Origin of the sequence: Haloferax volcanii DS2, assembly GCF_000025685.1 — an archaeon.
Classification (GTDB): domain Archaea; phylum Halobacteriota; class Halobacteria; order Halobacteriales; family Haloferacaceae; genus Haloferax; species Haloferax volcanii.
On the sequence record NC_013968.1, the window covers coordinates 42,405 to 62,711 of the forward strand.

General features: G+C 53.5%; 16 protein-coding genes and 4 pseudogenes. 9 read left to right on the forward strand and 11 right to left on the reverse strand.

What is annotated here, in order from left to right; genetic code table 11:
• The first annotated feature begins 43 nt into the window (after positions 1-43).
• The 3 genes from HVO_RS19455 to HVO_RS19465 all read left to right on the forward strand — a co-directional run bounded on the left by HVO_RS19455 (position 44) and on the right by HVO_RS19465 (position 4,356).
• Complete coding sequence (locus tag HVO_RS19455; RefSeq protein ID WP_013035710.1) at positions 44-2,029, forward strand: DUF1998 domain-containing protein; 1,986 nt, start codon at positions 44-46, stop codon at positions 2,027-2,029.
• 26 nt (positions 2,030-2,055) lie between these two features.
• Entirely contained in the window at positions 2,056-3,057 is a 1,002-nt protein-coding gene (locus HVO_RS19460) for a phospholipase D family protein (protein WP_013035705.1), read from the forward strand.
• Between the two features lie 144 nt (positions 3,058-3,201).
• A complete protein-coding gene (locus HVO_RS19465) occupies positions 3,202-4,356 on the forward strand; it encodes an HNH endonuclease (RefSeq protein ID WP_013035708.1) in 1,155 nt (384 codons plus the stop codon).
• Between the two features lie 402 nt (positions 4,357-4,758).
• Here HVO_RS19465 and HVO_RS19470 read toward each other — a convergent pair whose 3' ends face one another.
• Entirely contained in the window at positions 4,759-5,313 is a 555-nt protein-coding gene (locus HVO_RS19470; protein WP_013035723.1) for a hypothetical protein, read from the reverse strand.
• 852 nt (positions 5,314-6,165) lie between these two features.
• Here HVO_RS19470 and HVO_RS21125 point away from each other — a divergent pair.
• A complete protein-coding gene (locus tag HVO_RS21125) occupies positions 6,166-6,339 on the forward strand; it encodes a hypothetical protein (protein WP_013035732.1) in 174 nt (57 codons plus the stop codon).
• Positions 6,340-6,941: 602 nt separating this feature from the next.
• Here HVO_RS21125 and HVO_RS19475 read toward each other — a convergent pair.
• A complete protein-coding gene (locus tag HVO_RS19475) occupies positions 6,942-7,742 on the reverse strand; it encodes a hypothetical protein (RefSeq protein WP_013035676.1) in 801 nt (266 codons plus the stop codon).
• 115 nt (positions 7,743-7,857) lie between these two features.
• On the opposite strand from HVO_RS19475, the gene HVO_RS19480 reads away from it, so the two are divergent.
• Positions 7,858-8,346, forward strand: a complete 489-nt coding sequence (locus HVO_RS19480; RefSeq protein ID WP_013035721.1) for a helix-turn-helix domain-containing protein — start codon at positions 7,858-7,860, stop codon at positions 8,344-8,346.
• 115 nt (positions 8,347-8,461) lie between these two features.
• Here HVO_RS19480 and HVO_RS19485 read toward each other — a convergent pair.
• The 7 genes and pseudogenes from HVO_RS19485 to HVO_RS20410 form a co-directional block, all read right to left on the reverse strand.
• Positions 8,462-9,286: pseudogene (locus tag HVO_RS19485) on the reverse strand (IS1595 family transposase); the annotation flags it as partial.
• Positions 9,287-9,294: 8 nt separating this feature from the next.
• The gene (locus HVO_RS19490; protein ID WP_013035682.1) at positions 9,295-10,647 is read right to left on the reverse strand and encodes an IS4 family transposase; all 1,353 of its coding nucleotides are present in this window, start codon (positions 10,645-10,647) and stop codon (positions 9,295-9,297) included.
• Positions 10,648-10,896: 249 nt separating this feature from the next.
• The gene (locus HVO_RS20405; RefSeq protein WP_004045436.1) at positions 10,897-11,931 is read right to left on the reverse strand and encodes a hypothetical protein; all 1,035 of its coding nucleotides are present in this window, start codon (positions 11,929-11,931) and stop codon (positions 10,897-10,899) included.
• Between the two features lie 138 nt (positions 11,932-12,069).
• Positions 12,070-12,279 (reverse strand): annotated as a pseudogene (locus HVO_RS20680) (IS6 family transposase); the annotation flags it as partial.
• Positions 12,280-12,369: 90 nt separating this feature from the next.
• Positions 12,370-12,720, reverse strand: coding sequence for a hypothetical protein (locus tag HVO_RS20685; RefSeq protein ID WP_144064064.1), 351 nt, complete (start codon positions 12,718-12,720; stop codon positions 12,370-12,372).
• A gap of 215 nt (positions 12,721-12,935) precedes the next feature.
• Entirely contained in the window at positions 12,936-13,331 is a 396-nt protein-coding gene (locus HVO_RS20690; protein WP_144064065.1) for a hypothetical protein, read from the reverse strand.
• A 163-nt stretch (positions 13,332-13,494) separates the two neighbouring features.
• Complete coding sequence (locus HVO_RS20410; RefSeq protein WP_013035686.1) at positions 13,495-13,707, reverse strand: hypothetical protein; 213 nt, start codon at positions 13,705-13,707, stop codon at positions 13,495-13,497.
• A gap of 257 nt (positions 13,708-13,964) precedes the next feature.
• Here HVO_RS20410 and HVO_RS19510 point away from each other — a divergent pair, with 257 nt between their 5' ends.
• Positions 13,965-15,212, forward strand: coding sequence for a Cdc6/Cdc18 family protein (locus HVO_RS19510; RefSeq protein WP_004045434.1), 1,248 nt, complete (start codon positions 13,965-13,967; stop codon positions 15,210-15,212).
• Positions 15,213-16,812: 1,600 nt separating this feature from the next.
• Here the strand turns inward: HVO_RS19510 and HVO_RS19515 are convergent.
• Positions 16,813-17,791: pseudogene (locus HVO_RS19515) on the reverse strand (IS1595-like element ISHvo6 family transposase).
• A gap of 114 nt (positions 17,792-17,905) precedes the next feature.
• Here HVO_RS19515 and HVO_RS19520 point away from each other — a divergent pair.
• Entirely contained in the window at positions 17,906-18,205 is a 300-nt protein-coding gene (locus HVO_RS19520) for a ribbon-helix-helix domain-containing protein (protein WP_013035700.1), read from the forward strand.
• Positions 18,206-18,468 (forward strand): annotated as a pseudogene (locus HVO_RS19525) (type II toxin-antitoxin system RelE family toxin). It abuts the gene before it with no gap.
• Positions 18,469-18,627: 159 nt separating this feature from the next.
• Here HVO_RS19525 and HVO_RS19530 read toward each other — a convergent pair.
• Positions 18,628-18,960, reverse strand: a complete 333-nt coding sequence (locus HVO_RS19530; protein ID WP_004043317.1) for a hypothetical protein — start codon at positions 18,958-18,960, stop codon at positions 18,628-18,630.
• 362 nt (positions 18,961-19,322) lie between these two features.
• On the opposite strand from HVO_RS19530, the gene HVO_RS19535 reads away from it, so the two are divergent.
• Positions 19,323-20,207, forward strand: coding sequence for an IS1595-like element ISHvo5 family transposase (locus HVO_RS19535; protein ID WP_004043318.1), 885 nt, complete (start codon positions 19,323-19,325; stop codon positions 20,205-20,207).
• Positions 20,208-20,307: the final 100 nt, after the last annotated feature.

Here is a 20,307-nt window from a genome sequence, read left to right on the forward strand (position 1 = left end):
AATTTATGACCCAGACTCGACCACGACACCGAGGTGAACGGCAATGACCGACGACGGACTCGTTATGGAACGAGGCCGGGCACAAGTGATGTATTCCTACGGCGAGGGGAACGTCGTCGATATGGGGGATTTAGGGGTCACTGCTGAAGTGCGACCTTGGCGGAACTCCTACGAGATTGAAGACATCGACAAAGAACGGATCGTAACCGAAGTACAAAATCGCGCAAGAAGACATCTGAACCGAACCACAGGGAAAGTTTGGGAAGATCTCACTGTCGAGAACGTCGACATTTATCAACCATTCCGAGGTATAGAAACCCGGCTCTTCCCGACGGTGTTCTACTGTGAAGACTGTAAAAAAGTACACAGTAGCGATCGTGCTAAGCCACAAATGCTCCCAGACGATGGGAAGTGTACGGCCTGTGATGGACAGTTGACCCAATTGGCGTTCGTCAACGTCTGTCGATGCGGTGAACTCAAGGACCCAAGTCCAGCACGTGGGTGTCAGAAGGACGGCCATGGTTACTCGAACTACCGCTTGCAAAAGACATCGAGCGGCCCAGCAACGTGGCGGTTCAGGTGTCAAGTCAACGGATGCGGGGAATCGATGGGTGGGATGGCGAAATCGTGCCCCGTATGTAACGAAATGAGTGGCCCGCTGCCAACAGCATCCTCACAGATTTACTATGCGCAGCGATTCGTTCGTGCCAACATTCCATTTGTGGACGTAGACCCTGGTGAGATTCCTCCCGATAAGCAATGGGCACGCGTGCTCGCTGCGGTGTACCTAGGCTATCAGGATCTGGAGGATATGACGATCGAGGAACTGGCGACAGAAGAAGGAAAGATGAGCCAGTTCGACGAGATGGTGAAGTCGGGTGAAGATCCGGAAACGGTTAAACGGATTTTGGAGGGAATGGGGATATCACTGGAAGGTCGAGAATTGGCCCTACAGGAAACTCAACATATCACACCCATCGACGCCGAACCCCATGGAGAACCGGATGAGGCAGTCCGACAGCTCGCTTGGTCGAATACCGCTCATGCGCTCTTTACATTTATGCGTTCGACGGAGGGCTACGACGGCGACCAAGACAAAATTCAGGATGTCGATTATCCAATCCCGACTCAGTTAGACGATCTTCTCTCGCAACCAGAGTTCCGACAAGATCATCCCCAGAGCTCACGGTATCGCGATCAGCTTAACGCTAGCCACATCCGACGGGGATGGGTCGTCGATCAATTCCCTCTGTTGAACGTCCTGTACGGGTTCAGCCGGGGCGATCCAGAGCCAAAAAAGACTGATCTGAACCGATTTACTCACCCACGAGGAAAGAGCGCAATCCCCGTATTCGCAGACCGATCCCCATCAGAGGCAATCGTGTTAGAGGTGGATCGGAAAGCCATCGTGAATTGGCTGGTGGCGAACGGAATTCTTCGCGAAGATGCAGACGATGATAGTCGACGAGCGATTCCAGATGTTGACGACGAACAGGCGCTACAAGAGTGGTTCCTTACGAATGTCGCAACTACAGAAATCGAGAATCCGTTCGACGACATCGAAGACGAAATTACTGATGCGGTCTACACCCTCCTTCACTCAATGAGTCACTGTCTACTCGCTCGAGCAGGCGAACAGTGTGGCCTAGCGACCGATACGCTCGGAGAGCGAATCTTCCCGAACGTCCCGGCCATCGTCATCTACGCCGCGACGACTGAATCGTTCTCGCTCGGAAGTATGTCGACGCTGTTCAAGACTCGACTTCACCCCTGGCTGTCACAAGCTCGCGAACTAGCAAGCGACTGCCTCCTCGACCCTGCGTGTGCAGAAGATCCGGAGGGGGCAGCCTGCGATGCCTGTATCCACATCTCGGAAACCTCATGTGAATATTTCAATCACGCACTTGATCGCAGGTTGCTTGAAGGAGGTGACGGCCTCGTCGGGTTCTGGACGCGCGAAATTTCCAACGGAATGGGTACCGTCGGAGGAGCCGAACAGGACGTGGCGAGCACAGCGAGCGACGAATAGCAACAGTAGTAGAGATCGACCTTACAATGGAATCTAATTTCTCGATGTTTGATGGAACGCCGATTTGCTCTGATTTCACAGCGGCAGCCGTGATAAGTGAACCCGACCGCTTACACTACCTCCGGATCGGTCTCGCAATCCTTGGGAGCACCATAGAATCAGACTCAGAAGAAGCTTCAGACCATCGATTAGCAGCGGTCGTGGACGTTCCAGGTCTTCCTGTGCCAGTCAGAGATCGGTCATATTCGTTCACCCGATCTCAATTGAATGCCGTACTCGCGGCCTTTGACGAACGGCTTAGCCCACGAGAGTTCAACGCTATCTCCTCTGCACTTTGTAACGCTGGTTTTGCCCATGAAATGACAACCAGCCAAGGGTACGCTCATTACGAGATTCAAGTAGTCTCTCCCCTTGGTGTGCTACGAATCATCGACCAATTACTCATTGCGAACGTTAGTGCTCCTGACGTAATTGCCGATTCTAATGCCAGCTCTTCATCTGCTGAATTAGTCGCGACTCTCCCTGCAGATGTTCAATCGAAACTACCCCACTCAGTCCGTCCGATACGCATCTCTATTCGGCGCTACTTGGCTGAAGCAACGGATACAGTCCGAATCGCAAATCCATATTTCGACGATACCGAACACGTGTTGAACGATCTAGCGGCACTTCCTCGTCGTGGCGTAGACCTCAAGATGGTGACGCGTGAAGTTGATGTCGATAATCCAAACCAATCAGCAGTCAACGCTATTGAGAACATCACCGGGCAGCTTTCGGACGATGAGCGGAAGCACCTCTTCGTACGAGACTTTTACGACACCAACCAACATGACAAGCAAATCGGGGCCACGCATGCAAAAGCAGTCATCATCGACGAGCAAGTCGCGTATTTGGGTAGTGCAAATCTCACTCGACTATCGTTGACTGGCAATTTTGAATTAGGCGTATTGTTACGTGGTGAAGCAGTACCCGATCTCGTCGCGGTATTCGATGCTATGTTCGACTATTCAAGGCCAATCCCCATCTAATTTCAACTTTTTGCTAAGTTGGAGTTGGCATGACGTGTGGATTTGTCTCAGATCATTTGCTTTATTTACTGATAGGTTATAAGCGCATATTCCCAACTCATTAGAAGCAAGAGATTATCAGATAGTCAATCTAACAAATTCCCTATGGCTGCAGACTGGACGGTTCAGCACCACACGGGTGAGTTCTCGTCCGATACAAAACAGAATCTACGCAATCTGTATTCAGGGCACTGTGCAGTGTGCGGACAAAAACGTGAATCTCCCTTTGGGCACCTTGAGGCAGAAGCTGCACACATCCATCCCGCACAACACGGAGGACCGGATACAGAAGCGAACGGCTTGCTTCTCTGCCGACAATGCCACTGGGGCTTCGATTCCGGCTGGCTCAGTCTGACAGACGATGCCAGAATCATCGTCTCAAACGACGACGCTGCGGATGGCTACGAGTACTTTCAACAATTCAGTAACGACCCTATTGAACCACCCCGCGTGAACGATCTTGAGCCGTTGCCACGCTTCACACAGATCCACCGCAAGCTCTCTGGGTTCGACCCTATCAACACTGGCGACCAACTAACCATCGGCGGACTACGCAGTGGGAAGGTACGTCTCATTGACGGGAGACAGGTCATCGTCGAAGGGAGCACAGACAAAGCACTCGTCGTCAACTGCGAGGTTACAAGTGTAGGTTCGCAAACAGTCCGCTGTTCTCATCAGACTACCCTCGAGCAAAGAGTGGAAACTGACTCTGGTCGAACCGAGTCTCCGTTCAAATTAGACCCGGTGGACTACTCATTTGACAAACTCGAGGAGTACGTGCGCGAGATCAAGCGGGACTATTCGGGTGTTGTCCAAAAATGGGAATGGGGGCGTCTGTTCCGTAATGGGCGAACAAAATATGGATTGTCACATAAGGACATCGCGGATACAATCAATGTAGAAGGGGCCAGCGAACTGCAAGTTCAACGGGCAGAACGGGTGTACGAGATGTTCCCTGACCGCGGCTATGAGGGTAACGAAATCCCATTTTCCGCAATCGCTGAACTACAACGTATCTTCCCGAACACCGAAGATGCCCGTGCAGCATATGACTGTATCGCCGCGACGGACATTTCCCTGACGACGATGGAAACGCGCGCGTGGGTTGAACTTCTATTGTCCGAGAGTGAAGTGACTCGTGAAACGGTCAGAGACTCCGTAGAAGAGTACGTGCCGAAATCTAATGTCGGGCTGAGTGAACGCGTTAGTCGAATCCTCGCAGTCCACAATGAATACCTGTCAACGTTTACCCCGAGTTAGGAACTCTACCAAAGGTTTCGCTGGTTCTTGCCGATTTCATCGTGAGTTCCGGAAGCTGCTCCTGAAATAGTCTATCCAGTAAAGCACACGAATCAATCACTCTAATCTATCAGTCACCTTGTTACGTACAGCAGTTGCTTCTGTCATGTTCTATTGAGTTGGCTCTGTTGAAATCCTCTTCACGTCTTGTAATTTTTTGAGAGGCTAGTTTCTAACCGGATCGACGAAAGCCGGTGGGAAGAGTCGCTCTTTTCAATGTCAACGCTAAAGGATTTCAACAGGTCCATTGAGTTCAATAGAGCCGAGTGACACCATTTACGCCTCCTTCCATTGTCTCTCGTTGCTGTCAAAACTGACTCTCGCGGTGTCGTCAGGGTCGACAAATAAATGAGTGGACGATATCTACCCGTCAATCATCTCGTGGAGATGTATCGTGCGTTCGTTCAGCGTCTCCAACGCTTGGGAATGGCTCTCAACTTCAGACTCTAACGCCGACGTTCTATCCTCTAAAGTTGAAAGCCGGGACACCGCCTCATCGAGGTCCTCAACAACCATTGATAGCTGGTCCCCACCGTCGCTATCCTGCTCGTCTGCGAGGTCGTCGACGCGGTCGTGCAGATGGCTGAGCGCCGTCGACAAGTCCGACACCTCGTGCCGTAGGTCAGCCACATCCCCCTCGGAAACGCCAACTCGTACTTCGGTCTGGTCGTCGAGGTCACGAGCGACGCGCTCACCTTCGGCGGTCAGCGCATACACGTTCGCAGGAATCGGAGCGCCGACGTCCTCCTCACCCACCTTCTCAATCAGCCCCATCTCCGCCAGCGACCGCGCCTGTTTGCCGAGGTTCGAGGTCGTCATCTCACCTATCGATCTCTTGATATTAGATGTATTTCCCCGCCCACCACGCTCGTCGAGAGCCGACAGAATTTCCCGCTGAGTTTCGTTCAACTGCTCCATATCCAACACGAAACACGCCACCTACAAAATCATATTCCCTATGGAACGCCTTACGGAACAAGCGGCGCGAGGAAACAATGGCCTATGCGAACCAAACCACGCCAAGCGGCGACCGGAGGGGCAGGCAGGCCGAGCGTACGAGAACGACCAGAGAGCGAGCGACGACGAGAGGCGACACCAGTCACATCACAAAACAGAGAAGACACCCGATAGAGCGACGATAAAGACACCGGGGGGAACGTCACGAACCCCCCGGCAGTGACGCGGTCAGCGTCACCATGACACCGGGCACGGCGACGAGACTGGGACGTCGCAATGAGGGGAGAAACAGCAGCCACGGCAGAAGCGACCACGTCGAAAACGACACAGGACCGTGGCGGCGAAAGGAGTGACGACCAGGACAACGCCAGCGGCGACCGAAAAGTGAGCGAAACGCGACCAGAACTCTGAGCCCGCGAACAGCGACCAATGGCGACCACGTGACGAGCGACGACGACGACGGTGACGGGGGCGACCGTGATAGAGAACTCCGTCGACGACGATTTACAAAACGAACCAGCGGCCGACACCCTACGACAGTAACGACGTCGAGAGCTAACGTGGCGCCACAGAATGAGTGTGGACTGTGGTTCCGACGGCGGAACCCCGAGAGAAACGAGAGCGAAACAGCGGTCCAGATGTTGGAGGCAATGACCGTGGGGACACCGGCCTGCAAATGCGAGGACGAGTATCCGGTGGTGGTGAGCGAGCAGCGACGAGAACTGGCCTCACAGCGCCGTCAGTCATCTTCCGAGACGTGAACGAATATGGGCCTGCCAGCAATGCAAACGTACCTGAGTGCGACTGTGAGCGATGGCGAGTGAACTCCCGGCCTATCGACGCCGATATCTCGAGTTCGATGACGATACCGATGCCGGAGAGGCGAAGACGGGGACTGCAGAAGCGACGCCCCAATTAGACATATACGCTCACATATACGTCCACATATACGTCCACATATACGTTGACGGTGAACGCGAAACGTGAGGCAAGACGAGACGAGACGTGGAATCCCAGCTGTACGCCTCGACCATCAAGACTGCTGGTGACGATGGCTGGTGAATCCCCGCTCCGAGGGAGCGAGCGGGTATCCCAAGCGAGCGACTGAGCGCGGTGCGGTGTTTCTGACGACGAGGCCAGGCCTCCATGTGCTGCTTGTCGAACTGGTGGGTGTCCGTGTGAGCGATGCCGTCTGGTGTCTGGCCTGTCGACGACCGTCTGGTGTCCGTGTGAGCGATGCCCGCGTGGTGTCCGGCCTGTCGATGGCAGGTTCAGAGTTCAACGTGCGGTGCTGTTGCGTGCGGCAGTCGCTTGGGGCCCGCCTCAATTCGTGCCAGTCTGTCAGGTCCGGTCAGGCGCTGTTGCGCTATCTCAGCATATTTGTCGAGTACAAGAGACATACAACGCATATACGAATTCATATATGGATCTCTTGAAGTTCTCAGCCGCTGGGAGTTTACTGAGTTCGTGCTGAATACAGCGCTCGTGACTTTGCACCGCCAGTTAGACTCTCGGAGTTCACACAACCCGCTCGCACAGTCTTTCTCGTTCAGCAAGCTTGCGCGTACTACGAGCGCGGTGGCTGGAACTCACGACTCATCACGTTCTTCCCACTCCGGACGTGGTGTCGGGGACGGGAGCTCAGCAACAGCAGCTCGGAGTTCTTCCTCCGTTGTCCATGGGAAACACCGATCGTGTAATTCGAATTTTCGGAACTTGTTGAGATGCACCCAACTGTACGCTGCTGGGTCCTCTCCCGTGTCTGTCCGGTTGCTGAGCACCTCCCAGACTTCGTCTTCAGCGATGTTGATGCCAGTGTCTTGTGCACGCTCGAGGAGCGACTTGATTTTTGACGCTGCTTCATCCTCCGTCAAGTCATCCGTAAATGCAATCTCAAGCGCAGCCTGAATGACGTGGTGTTTCGACTCAAGGTGCGCATCAGTGACCCACGAGTAGTCGCGTGGGTACACGTACGATTTCTCGAAATACGGTGGGTCATCGATCTCGCCTAATTCCGGCGCTTCCCCACCGCTTTCCTTCTCGAAGACACCGACGATATAGTCGCTGTACGTCGCCAACAGGGAGAACATGATATCGAACGTATTGAGGCGGTCAGTCGGCAGTTCGATGAGATCCCCCATTATGAACGGATACGCACCGAGTTGCCTCGTGAGTTCGTTCTGCACGGCACGGAGCTGGCGGATGTAGGGATCGCGATAGCTGCCAAGGATAAAGTACGATGTCCGCTGGCTCCAGAGATACGGCAATTCACGCCGGGTGAAGCGCCAAATCTCTCGCTTCTCTGCTGGTTCAAGTTCGAGGCCCCCAACAGCCTCGTGTACCACCGTCATAATGTCCGCAGCATCTGGCGGTGGGCTTGGATCGCTCATTATCTGTCGGTTCAGACCACAACACTATATCTCTTCTGAACCACTTTGGTTTATTCAATAAATACCAACTTGGGTGATCCGAACTGTTATAGCGCCGCTGCTCGTAGAGACACGTATGAGCGAGAGTCACAGCGGAACAGCCGATGCGGGTCCATTCGCGGAACAGCAACGGCTGTTCAAGCTACTGTCCCAAGATACGCGCCACCTCATCATCCAGGAACTGCTGGGCCATCCCGCCCATCTCATGTCGCTCGCCGAACTCGAGTACATGACTGGGAAGAGTCAGGCGGCCATCAAAGACCAGCTGGAGACGCTGATCGACGCCGGACTCCTCGCACGCTATACATACGAACCGAGCGAGGAGAAACGCGATCTCCCCTCGCAGTTCTACGGTTTCACAGCGCGTGGTGTCGAAGTCCTCTACGACTACAAGTATCTCCGTGGGCTTCCGGTCGCTCGAGCCCTCTACGAGAACACCCGTAAGACAGAGAAAGTTGAACGCCACGAATCGGCACCGCGACCGGAACTTCCAGTGGCGGTTTCGGAGGCACTCGAGTTTGACGAACCTGATCTCGATGCCGTCGACGGTAGTACGAACCAATAGCCCTCCCTGTCAGTTGTTGACAATGTGATCTACTTTAGTCAGTCTGACCGACCTAGACACTGCGGAATCCTTGCCGGACATTGTTCGTTCGCTCATGTGTAGCAGATTGTTGATTTCAGAGAGTCGCTTTGACAGCGTGTTTGAGTGCTTCTCGACCGGGTTTTCTGAAGAGTTCGCTGCGTAGCTGAAAGGCGCGGAGATACTGTGTCAACTTGTCCTTCGAGACGCCTCGATGCGGCGAGAGCCACCGTCGCGCCAGCGACGCGTGGCTCTCGCAGGTGTTGACGTGAACATCTCCATCAGCGTACTCGCCGTCACCGTGGACGACGTATTCGCGGTGGAACTCGTCGTCGTCCTCCAGTGGGTCGTATGCCCGAAGTCCGTCGGTGTAGACGGTCAGCGACTCCTCCTCATGGTCAGCGAAGAGGAGTCGCACTGTCGATTCGTCAGCGGATTTCGCTGGGACGACGTATCGCTGCCCCGTTCCACGGTCAACGATGGTGAAGACGGGTGGTTTGTCTCCCTCATACGAACCACGCCCACGCGTGGAGAGGCCACGCGAGCGCGACTCTTGGTCGCGCTCGCGGCCTTTCAATCCGGCAGAGACGTACACTTCGTCGATTTCGACCGGTCCAACGAGGTCGAGCTGAGGCGCGTCGAGCGCTCTGGTAAAGCGCTCGACGCGACGGTGCATCGTCTTGTAGGTAACACCGATCTCCCGCTGAAGTTGGCGGAGACTCGTGTTAAACCGTAAGAACGCGTAAATCGAGAACAACCACTTGCGGAGCGCAACCTTTGAGTGAGCGAAAATTGTGCCCGTCTTATCGTTGAACGTGCGGTCGCAATTCTTACAGAGATAGCGTTGAAACGCCCCATAGCTGCCGTTCGTGACCGTTCGGTCAGAACGGCAGCGGGGGCATTCGACGCCGTCACGCCATCTGTTCTAGTTTAGTAGCGATCAAAGCCGAACTCACCTCGTTCAACCTGCTCGCGTAACCGATCTCTGTGTGGATTTGGATTTCGTGACGCCCACAGCAACAGCTCGTCCAAATCCGGCAGTCCGTAGCCCAACTCAACCATGAGATACAGTTGGATCAGATGAGCGTGGCGTTCGACGGCTAGCGAACAGCGACGCCGAGGGAGCCGCGACGCCGACGAGTCGGCGTCTGCGGCGGCTTCGCCCTCTCGCTGTCTTGCCTCAAGTGACCGCAACTCATCCACGATTACACGGCTCATCATCAGCGAAATTGCCGACATGATGATCAGCGCCTCGATGATGTAGCCGTCGGTCGTCTTGATCTCGTCCAAGCCGAACCGCGATTTCAGCTCCTTGAACAGCAGTTCGACCTCCCAGCGCGCCCGATAGAGCTGCGCGATATCGGGCGCGCTGTAGCTTTCTCTCGCCAGATTCGTCAGATACAGATGATACTCGTCGGTCTTCTCGTTACGTAGTCCGACCAGTCGAAACGTCCGGGTCGCGCTGGCGCCCGACCCTCGTTTGCGCTCGAACGAGAGCGTGATGCGGACGTCGATCTCCTGTCGCTGCAGGTCGTCGAGGACGGCCTGCAGCGACTCTCCTTCCAGCGGAATGCTGTTGCCTCGCCACGTTCGCAGTTCTTCGACAATCTCGAAGTTCGCGTCGTCTTTGACACGAGAGACGAACCAACCGTCGTTCTTGTCGATGCGGTCGAACAGCCAGAAGTCGTAAAAGCCCAAATCAAGGAGAATGAGGGCGTCAGCTACCCACTCGCCGGTGGGTAGCTGACTCCGTTCATGAGTCGTCCCATCGGTTGTCCGGAATCGTGTCGGGAGCCCAGTCGAGAGAGATTCGGTGAGGTGAAGTTTCAGTTCGGCTTGATGGTCGCCGGTTGCTGTGTAGATATCAGCGGCGTCCTGGTACAGCGAAACGATGGTTGCGTCAGCAATGAGGACGTCTCGAAAGCGTTCGAGACGGCCGTTCAAATCTTCTCGTCCGGTATCGAGATTCTCGATTGCGTCATCGAGAATCTCTCGAAGGAGTGCAACGAATCCTGGTTCGAACCAGTCGTGGAACGATGCGTAGGAGAGTTCGTCACAGTCAGCCATCTCGACGTAGCGTTCGAGAAATGCTTGGAGAGAGCGGTCTGAGCCAGCAGCGAAGCCAAACGAGAGTGTGTAGAACAGCGCAACGATGTCGAATTTCCGCTCTCGTTGGACGAGATTCGTTGCGCGAGCGCGCTCGCGCAACTCATCAGAGGGAAACGCTCTTTGAATCCGGTCAACTATGACCGAATCCGGTGGGCTGTAGGTCATACTTCCCACCGGGTTTCTCAATCAGGTAGTTGCGACGATATCAAATCAACAGACAGCAACTGGATTCTTCGTTAAACTAGAACGGATGGCCGTCACGCCAGCGAACCTGTTCCAGCAGGTCCGCTGCGAGCGATTCCGAACCAAACACATCCAGCGGAATCATTCGTGTCGGACACCGCTAACGCGGTGTCCTTGCCCTCTTCGATTCCAGAGCAACAGCTGAACTCTATCAACAATCTCCTACAGAAGAGCGATTGTTTATATATAGTCTACAGCCTCGGTGTGGACCCCGGGGATGTCGAAGTCTTCATATGCTCTCGGAAGTACGTATTTTCCAATACTATATCCATATCCATATTTCACTTTTTCATCACCCCACTGGAGGCCATGTGCGTCCCAAAACCCACCAGTATATTTTCGGTCAACCAGTTCAGAAGTGGGTACTGCGAGTAACGCACCACAACTAACGTTAGCGATACCAAGCCATTTCGCAGGGATTGTTAGCTTTTTCAGAGCAATGAAACAGATTGCACCACCAACAGCTCCAGAAGCAGTAGTTTCAACATCGTCAGAGAATTCGACCCAGATTCCTAGATAGTTGTGTGTGTCATATACTAAACCATTACATTCACCAAACTGATACGAATAATATCCATAATCTTTGGTAATAGTATCAAGCGTGGCTTCTGTAATAGGGTCGAGATCTGTGGCTGATGCTTTGCTCTTTGAACTGCTGGCATCGTCTGTGAACTCTACACCGTCTATTTGGAAATCTTCATCATCTAGCTCAATATCTGATGATGAAACCCGATCAGCTAGTCTCTCAGACTGCTCCGCTCCAGATGAAGTGATCTCTCCCTGTGTTGTTGGTTCAGTTTTCTCACTAATTACTTGGAGAGTACCTGTGTTAACCTCCAGAAGCTCACCTTCTTTGTCACTAACCTCTTTTCTCAGCTCTTGTTCACTTTTGGTCATCTTTTGGACATTGTCATCAGACTTTTCACCATTATCACTATTTTCTTGTTTATTCTTTTCCTCTTTATTAGACTTGTGAACACCACCACTAAAATCGCGATAAAGATGCGAGACGCCAGATTCTTTCAACCGGAAAATCGCCTGAGAGTCATTTTCTGCTAACACCTCAATCTGAGGCTGGCTCTCTTTTGGAGGAGATTTGGATGTGGAGTTATTTTCCGCAGCAGCGACGGCTCCCGTAGATGCAAATGAACCGACAGCACTTCCAACTCCAATCTTCTTGAGTATGCTTCGCCGAGTTATGTCTTTATCTGACATACATGATGTCAATTGAATACATACTTTATAATTCTAATTATATGATGTGAGTGAAAAAACATCAATGATAGGTCAACCAATTGAAACTTAATAGTAATTCACTAAATTGAGGCAGTAAATAATCACAGACGGCACTGTCTAGTTAACAACCTCAACCGGCGTTCGATTATCTAGTGCTTGATGCGATCGTTGGAAGTTATAGTAGTAACACGAACTGTGTAAGCCACTAGGCGGCGGCAGTCCGACTGCCGACCCACGAGTGATGGAAGCGGTCGATCCTCATTTTGAGGGTTTGAAACCACTTTTCGATGCGGGTTAGTCAACGTAGTCCAGATGACCGCTCTTCCCACGGTTTTCGCGGATACTACTGCGGTCTTACTCCTCACCAAATCGCCAGATATGAAGACTATTTCAACAGAGACACGTAGACATAAATATCTAAACCATCATCTTCAATAAACTAATTATTAGCAAAGTGCCGAGGAAAGAGTATCCGATAACTCCAACAACACCCGGATATGATTGAAATGATAGAAGAAAGAAAATTGTGAAGATAATTGCCAGAATACTAACAAAGTATTTAGGATTTTTCCCACTTTCAATTGGATAATATGAAAAAATGATGGCAATCGCCACACCAATAGCAACATATATGATTTCAAATTTCAGAATTGAAAAATCAGAATATGTAAAAACAACGACGGAAAGCGCAATAAGACCACAGATTGGCGCTAGTAAACTGATGTGATCTTCAATCCATATTTTCAATTTTGCAGATTCATTCATCATATTTGACACTATTTGATGGTGAACGATATAAATCTGTGGGCTAAAACCCTATATTAGCAGGTCGTCTCAGTACCTCACAAAGCCGCTTAATTAGACGTCTGCTTGTTGAGAATGTACTCAAACACAGTAGCAGCAGTAACTGAATAAATTGCCTGGCGTGCCACTGGTTAGTGAACAAAGTTGTCACGTGCAACAGTCACCCGTGAAATCGGGTCCTACTGATACGGAGGAGATGGGAAGAAACTAATCTTTGAATCCCCCTCATAGTCACAATCATACCCATCGGTCGGAACGACATAGTAGATAATGTCTTGAGCAGGATAGTTCAGCAATTTACCTTCTGAATCGTAGGTCTCGAAGTAGGTTACACGCTTGTCGACGATTCGAAACAAGTCGCCGCTACCCTCTGTAAACGGGGCAGTTCTGCAGATATCTTCGTTCATAACCAGCGCTCCGAACGAGACTAAATCGCCTTTTGACGCTGTGGCTACAGGCCCCTTGACTGTTCGACTTTCAAGTACCTCTCCCGTCGTATGGTGGACCAGAAGGAGGCCAGTATGTCTCAGCTCGCGGTTCGATTGTACTGGCACGCTATCCGTTCGTTCTCCCATGTCTCTTGCCCCTACGAGAAGCATAAACTCCGCTGCTTCTATCAAAAGTAGAGGTATTCGTGGACTCTGCTGCTGTTCTGCGCTAAAATTTGTGAACCCGGTGTGCACGACGATCTCAGAAAGTCTTCAGACACACCTCGACCACTCAATGGGAGATACACTGTCACTCCAACTCACGGCGTCCGCACTTGTGCCAACCCTTCTCTTCGGTGTAGTGCAGCGTATGCTCGACGTCACCGATACGGATGAACAGATGATCTTCTCCTAGCGGTGGGTTCTCATTAGTTGTTACAGAATCGAAGCCCCCGGATGTTTGGAGTTCATTGAGTTCGTCCACTCTGAGGGGCCGGTCAGGTAGTTTGTCTTGTATCGCCATAGTCAGTAATCCTTGAATTCAAGGTTAGAGACACGGCTGAAATACCTATCGCGGGTGACCGTCAATTGTCTCACCACACAGAGAGCAACGGCCCACAGTCAGATTCCTCTTCTACCAGGGTAGGAACGTTGGAAACGCGGTATTTAGTCAGTCATCAGATCGGTTGGCGTGTAGCGCATCTACAGGCCCGCTACTGCTGATTAAACGTTGGAAATGAGGGGTTGTCTTTATTACCTTCCCGTGAGGACGTGACAGACATGGACGACGAGAGTGGGGACGTTGCCGCGGAGATTTTCGGCAAGCCGGACCCAATATTCGAGCAGAAGTCCCTCGTCGACGTCGACCACGTCCCACAGCCTGAACGCATCGTCGGTCGCGACGACGAGATTCGCGCGCTCTCGATGCAACTCCGGTCAGCTATCGACGGTGGGTCACCGGAGAACGTGGTCATCTACGGCGAGACTGGGACGGGCAAGAGCCTCGTCGCGAAGCACGTCTCGAAGGTGGCCGAGAGCATGGCCGAAGACGTCCGGATCGGGACGGCGTATATCGACTGTAGCGACGACGACACAGAGACGCAAGCTGTGTCTCACATCGCACGGAAGCTGAATAACGAGGACCAAACCGGTGTCTCGGTCCCGGAGATGGGTCTATCGAAAAGTGTCTACTACACGCGACTCTACTCTATTCTCGACGAACTCTACGATGTCGCACTCATCATCCTCGACGAAGCCGATATGCAAGCGGACGATGGTCTGCTGATGTCGCTGTCGAGGTCACGTGAGACGGGGAAAACGGACTGCCGCGTCGGTGTCATCGCTATTTCCAACAAGGTGCGGTGGGCGGAGAACCTCAACGACCGCGTGAAGTCATCACTTCAGCCCAGAGAGCTCAATTTCCATTCCTACGATGCGAACCAGCTTCGGTCAATTCTCGAACACCGGCGTGATGCGTTCCGGGGCGGTGTCCTCGAGGACGGCGTGATACAGTTGAGCGCCGCCCTCGCCGCACAGGACCACGGCGACGCCAGACAGGCCATCGATATCCTCCGGAACGCGGGGATGCTCGCACAGCAACAAGATAGTGAGACAGTCACCGAGAAACACGTTCGCGGGGCTCGTCGGGAGGCCGAAAAGGACCGGTTCCACGACCTTATCGGTGGGTTGACAATCCAGAAGAAGACCACGCTTGCGGCTGTCACGACCCTTCACAAGCAGACTGGGCGCGACGAGTTCCCAACCGGCGAGATCTACACGGCCTACACCAACCTGTGTCAGGTGATCGGCGTCGAACCGCGGACCGAACGTCGGGTTCGGGATTTCGTCCGTAACTTGGCGTTTCTCGACGTACTCGACGCTCGAAAAGAGAACCAAGGACGTGCAGGTGGTATCACCATCTACGCCGGCCTGCAGCCCGCGCACGACCTCGAGATTGTCCACGAAATCGCGATGACAGACGACCGGTTTGCTGATGTTGACGACTCCGAGACAACCGTCTCGAAATAGCAGCCCACCCACCCCTCGTTTCCGACGTTCATTCCAGCCGTTACCAGTTCCTTCCATCGGCGGTGGCCACACACGCACCCCTCGTTTCCGACGTTCTTTGTATAGGTCCACCCCAAGGTGGGTTTCCGCTCTTATTCTAGGAGCAAACATTATTACATATGCGCCGAGTATCACTCAGTAGCCGCTTTTTAATTTTGAATTGGGTGGGACATAGTCCCGCCCATCAGTGAGTTTAATTCACCCTCTCACGAGAACGTCGGAAACGTGGGGTGGGGGTGTTGGTGTGTTGACGTGCAATCACATTCACGTTCTCCTACGAGGGTGTGTAGACCTGCCCCGGTTAGGTCCGAAGGAGCCGATGACTGAGAGACACAAAGACGGAGTCTGCTTAAATTCCTCGTATGGTCAGGTTCACGCCCCAGCTGAGATGGTATGTGGGGTACGATAGCACGGTCAAGAACGGATGGAATGAGACGACCCACCATTACATAGGTCCGTCCCCACTCGACAGGAATATATAACCACTGACACTACTCTATTGCCCTTTGTCACCGGCCAGATGAATAACGACTGATTCGGCCAGAAGTCAGTTGGAGAGACGTTCAAACGAATGGTTACGACAAGTTACGATAGTCTCGTTCAAAGTTACGACAGTCGTTACGATAGAATTCGGATAATAGCGGAACTGAACGGCATAGTTTGGACAGACTCGGGTTGTCGGTTACGACAGAAGCCGACTAGTATAGACAGGGGGGACCCCGTCGGAACTGGGTATCGTCCAAGTGAACAGACGACGCAGACGTGTTTGGACTCTGAAGTGATTGTGAGTCAGCGAGGAACAACGAATATGCGATGAGATCGACCTTGGTATAGTCCAGTTACCAACTGGAGTCCACATTGTAGGGGCCTCGACAGCAATTGCACATCGGCAGGGACTATTGGCCGGACTCACATCCGACAGGGAAGATCGGTGTCATGCTATGAGACGCTAATCTCGACTTTTTAGCAGAATTGCGTACTGAGTCACAGAATCACGCAAACTTTAATCCATGCGCCCACTCAACTAGAAAATGAGGACGCGGACTTGGCCCGCTGGCTTAAACCCTCGGGACTCGTCCGGCTAGGGACGTAAGGTAATGGTTTACGTCCTGTTGACGTCCGTACTATGGTGAAATTGATCTCAAGAGGTTCTCCTGTACCTTTTCAGACTCAAGCATCCCAATCGTATTCTGCCACTGGGACGAGACATCTCGAGAATCATCGTCAGGCGTACGGCCCTCCACCCACGCAGCGATTCGGGTGCGCTCTTTGTCACCTTGACACCCGCCTTCAGGTGGCGGAGGATGTCAGCGTTTGACGATTGGTTGACGACCTGAACGCTTCTCATCTCACGCTCCCGGAATACGTCGTAACTCCACTACGAACGCCCCATCTCTCGATGCTATTCGTGGGATTTGCAGGCTGAAAATACTCCTGTGGGCCGGTAGCGGTGTTGATTCTACGTGGGATCAAGTGGCCAATGGGACGGAAGCCTTCGTGCCTAGTACTTAACCAACAGTTACGACTCTGGCTCACTACTGTTGGTTAACTCTGGCCGCTCTTATGTAGAACTGTGGAGTGACCCCGTAGCAAGGCAATCGACGACGATTTCGAGGGATGCGCCGACCAAGTTCAATGAGCGAACGATACCGAAGGTGTGAGCGGCCTGTTCCAAGCCCTGCTTGGACAGGCCGCGAAACTTCCGCAGCCACGGTTTGACTAGTGAGAAGAGGCACTCGACCTGGTTGATGTGGACGCCGTCGGCCGAAACGTACCGTTCGTCGTGGATAACGGTTCGGTGATCGTACTCCATCTCTCGATACGCTTGGAGTCCATCAGTCCAGACCTCTCCCAGCCGCTGGGAGAGGTCTTCAGCCTCTTGCAGTACCGGTTCGAGGTCTCCCTGGTAGCTGATTCCAAGGTGACCGCGAAATCACCCGAAGCACGTCGCGGCACGCCGCGACGAGCGTTATCTGGTCTCCGTGACGGCCCTTCCATCGTGAGCGCCCCGATCGGGACGACCCGCCGCGGTACCGACTGGTCCGCGGCGGGTCTTGGCCTTTGTAGCCTGAACAGACCGTGCTTGATTCGTCGATTTGTGTTGGGCCCGAGATGGAGTGTTGGAATTGCTCCCAGACGAGGGGGAAGCCGCGCGTGACCGCGGCTTCCACCTCTCGAATGGCGTAATAGACGGTCTTGTACGCCCTGTCGAGCACAACCGCGATTTGTGAGATACTGAGCAACGTGTCTGCATAGAGGAGGTACGCGAGAAGCACCTCTCCGGTGGTGAGGTGCTTCTCGTGGAAGGGCGTGCCATAGGTGTAGACCGGTTTAAAATTGCAATCTCGGCAGATAACGCGGTCGGACGAGTCCCACGTGTGAATGCTGGGGTGGCCGCAGCGAGGACACGTGGTATACTCCCAGAACTGCTTGAGTCGCCGCTCGATGAGGGCATCGAGCGGCTCGGTGTCCAACTCGAACAATCCAAGATCAACGAGCTGGCGAAGCATTCCACCGAACGCTGGCTGAGTCTGAGACATAACCTCATGATTTCGGCTCGTTCACCGTAACTACACGGTCGTTCCTCAGCTCTACATAAGAGCGACTCTGGCTCGTACAGAGGACTTATTTGTGAGACACACGTCTCACAGCATATGAGCACTGATACCGACGACGGGCGAAACGACGACGGTGGGACCACGAAAATCGATGTCCGAGTCCCTACTGCAATGGTTGACGCCATCGACGAAGAGTTCGCCCGACGTGGGTACACCTCTCGGTCGGAGGCAATTCGAGACGCTCTTCGCGACTGGCTGAACCCATCGGTGCAGCTGTCCGAAGAGACGCTCGCGGATCTCCAAGAAAGTTGGGCACAGCGTGAGGCGGGCGAGACGATCTCGCTTGACGACGCCCTCGACAGATACGATGTCGACGTTGACGACGACCAGGCGTGAATGACAGACGTCGAGATCACACCGAAGGCGGATAGCCATTGGCCGACCTCGACCCTGAAACACGAGAACGGGTCCTGAAGAAACTTGCCGAAGCCAGAGAGTGGACCGACCACCGAGTCGAACGCCTCTCTGGATGGCCCTACTACAAACTGCGCGCTGGCGACTATCGGGCGATACTAACGTGGGACAAAGACAACGACGTCCTCATCGTCGAGGCCGTCGGTCACCGACGGAACGTGTATGACCGCCACCTCCCGCCGTAACATTCACTCATCGACTTGGGTGTGACTGAATCTCTTCGAACGGCGTCTCTTCTCTTGAGCCAATCCCCTACCCCCAACGGAAACCGATTACCTGGTTTCACTCCAACCTCTCTGTGTTCGTTACTAAGGCAAGTGACTCGACCGACAAACCGTTAGAGATCACTCTGAAGGGTTTACTGGGCCCTTGTACTTGGACTTCACCTGGTCGCCCTCTCTCCACTGGTAGTAGTAGTACTGGTTATCGTTGATCGTCTTGACGACCACACCTGCTTTCTTTGGGACGTCGTCCGGGAGACTACTGTCTTCGGCGCTGTCTTCGCGGACGATGTCCTCGCCTTCTTCCAGTTCTGTCTCTGCTTTGGCTTCTTTCCACGCTGCAAGGTTCTCTGCGTGAGTGGCAATTTCTCGAAGCGTTTCAGCGTCCTGTCGGTCGAGGCCATCGAGGATGTAGCGTGCAATTCTCTCGGGAGCGTCGGGCTTGTTGGGAGTCATATATTAACCTACAATTGTTGGTCTTTTCAGGTTACAACGAGACAGCGACGTTCGGCACGTCCGACACTCACCACTATCGAACTCGTCGAGAGAAGTCCAGTTGCATTTCTCCTGAAAAGACCAATTAATGTTGGTTAAGACGCCGGGGGACGTCATCGCGGTTATCGAGCAGTCGGGGAAGTCGAAACGACCCCTCCCCAAGCACGATTTCATAGTCCTCGAACTACTTCACTGGCTTCCGTATTTGCGCTCTGCTTTCGTGTTTGGTAGAACGCTCTTCTGTAGGAGATTGTTGATAGAGTTCAGCTGTTGCTCTGGAATCGAAGAGGGCAAGGGCACCGCGCTAGCGGTGTCCGACACGAATGATTCCGCTGGATGTGTTTGGCTCGGAATCGCTCGCAGCGGACCTGCTCCAACAGGTTCGCTGGCGTGACGGCGTCGAATGCCCCCGCTGCCGTTCTGACCGGACGGTCAGAAACGGCAGCTATGGGGCGTTTCAACGCTATCTCTGTAAGAATTGTGACCGCACGTTCAACGACAAGACGGGCACAATTTTCGCTCACTCGAAGGTTGCGCTCCGCAAGTGGTTGTTCTCGATTTACGCGTTCTTGCGGTTCAACACGAGTCTTCGCCAACTTCAGCGAGAGATTGGTGTGACCTACAAGACGATGCATCGTCGCGTCGAGCGCTTCACCAGAGCGCTCGACGCGCCTCGCCTCGACCTCGTTGGACCAGTCGAAATCGACGAAGTGTACGTCTCTGCCGGGTTGAAAGGCCGCGAGCGCGACTCTTGGTCGCGCTCGCGTGGCCTGTCCACGCGCGGGCGAGGTTCGTACGAGGGAGACAAACCACCGGTCTTCACCATCGTTGACCGTGGAACGGGACAGCGGTACGCCGTCCCAGCGAAATCCGCTGACGAATCGACCGTGCGACTCCTGCTGGCTGACCACAAGGAGGAGTCGCTGACCATCTACACTGACGGATTTCGGGCATACGACCCACTTGAGGACGACAACGAATTCACCCGCGAATACGTCGTCCACGGTGACGGCGAGTACGCTGATGGAGACGTTCACGTCAACAGCTGCGAGAGCCACGCGTCGCTGGCGCGACGGTGGCTCTCGCCGCATCGAGGCGTCTCGAAGGACAAGTTGACACAGTATCTTCGCGCCTTCCAGTTACGTAGCGAACTCTTCAGAAAACCCGGTCGAGAAGCACTCAAACACGCTGTCAAAGCAACTCTCTGAAATCAACAATGTGCTACACATGAGCGTTCTTCGTTAAACTAGAACGGATGGAGACAACTGGAAGAGGGCAGTAAGCGGTTCTTGGACCCTTTCGATGAGC

What these genes read in the sequence shown, in the direction of transcription:
- HVO_RS19480 (WP_013035721.1), top strand. Translation starts at nt 7,858, where the DNA reads ATGAGCGAGAGTCACAGCGGAACAGCCGATGCGGGTCCATTCGCGGAA.
- HVO_RS20685 (WP_144064064.1), bottom strand. Translation starts at nt 12,720, where the DNA reads ATGATGAATGAATCTGCAAAATTGAAAATATGGATTGAAGATCACATC.
- HVO_RS19530 (WP_004043317.1), bottom strand. Translation starts at nt 18,960, where the DNA reads ATGACTCCCAACAAGCCCGACGCTCCCGAGAGAATTGCACGCTACATC.
- HVO_RS20410 (WP_013035686.1), bottom strand. Translation starts at nt 13,707, where the DNA reads ATGGCGATACAAGACAAACTACCTGACCGGCCCCTCAGAGTGGACGAA.
- HVO_RS20690 (WP_144064065.1), bottom strand. Translation starts at nt 13,331, where the DNA reads ATGGGAGAACGAACGGATAGCGTGCCAGTACAATCGAACCGCGAGCTG.
- HVO_RS19510 (WP_004045434.1), top strand. Translation starts at nt 13,965, where the DNA reads ATGGACGACGAGAGTGGGGACGTTGCCGCGGAGATTTTCGGCAAGCCG.
- HVO_RS19455 (WP_013035710.1), top strand. Translation starts at nt 44, where the DNA reads ATGACCGACGACGGACTCGTTATGGAACGAGGCCGGGCACAAGTGATG.
- HVO_RS19470 (WP_013035723.1), bottom strand. Translation starts at nt 5,313, where the DNA reads ATGGAGCAGTTGAACGAAACTCAGCGGGAAATTCTGTCGGCTCTCGAC.
- HVO_RS19465 (WP_013035708.1), top strand. Translation starts at nt 3,202, where the DNA reads ATGGCTGCAGACTGGACGGTTCAGCACCACACGGGTGAGTTCTCGTCC.
- HVO_RS19460 (WP_013035705.1), top strand. Translation starts at nt 2,056, where the DNA reads ATGGAATCTAATTTCTCGATGTTTGATGGAACGCCGATTTGCTCTGAT.
- HVO_RS19475 (WP_013035676.1), bottom strand. Translation starts at nt 7,742, where the DNA reads ATGAGCGATCCAAGCCCACCGCCAGATGCTGCGGACATTATGACGGTG.
- HVO_RS19535 (WP_004043318.1), top strand. Translation starts at nt 19,323, where the DNA reads ATGATTCCGCTGGATGTGTTTGGCTCGGAATCGCTCGCAGCGGACCTG.
- HVO_RS19520 (WP_013035700.1), top strand. Translation starts at nt 17,906, where the DNA reads ATGAGCACTGATACCGACGACGGGCGAAACGACGACGGTGGGACCACG.
- HVO_RS20405 (WP_004045436.1), bottom strand. Translation starts at nt 11,931, where the DNA reads ATGTCAGATAAAGACATAACTCGGCGAAGCATACTCAAGAAGATTGGA.
- HVO_RS21125 (WP_013035732.1), top strand. Translation starts at nt 6,166, where the DNA reads ATGGCGAGTGAACTCCCGGCCTATCGACGCCGATATCTCGAGTTCGAT.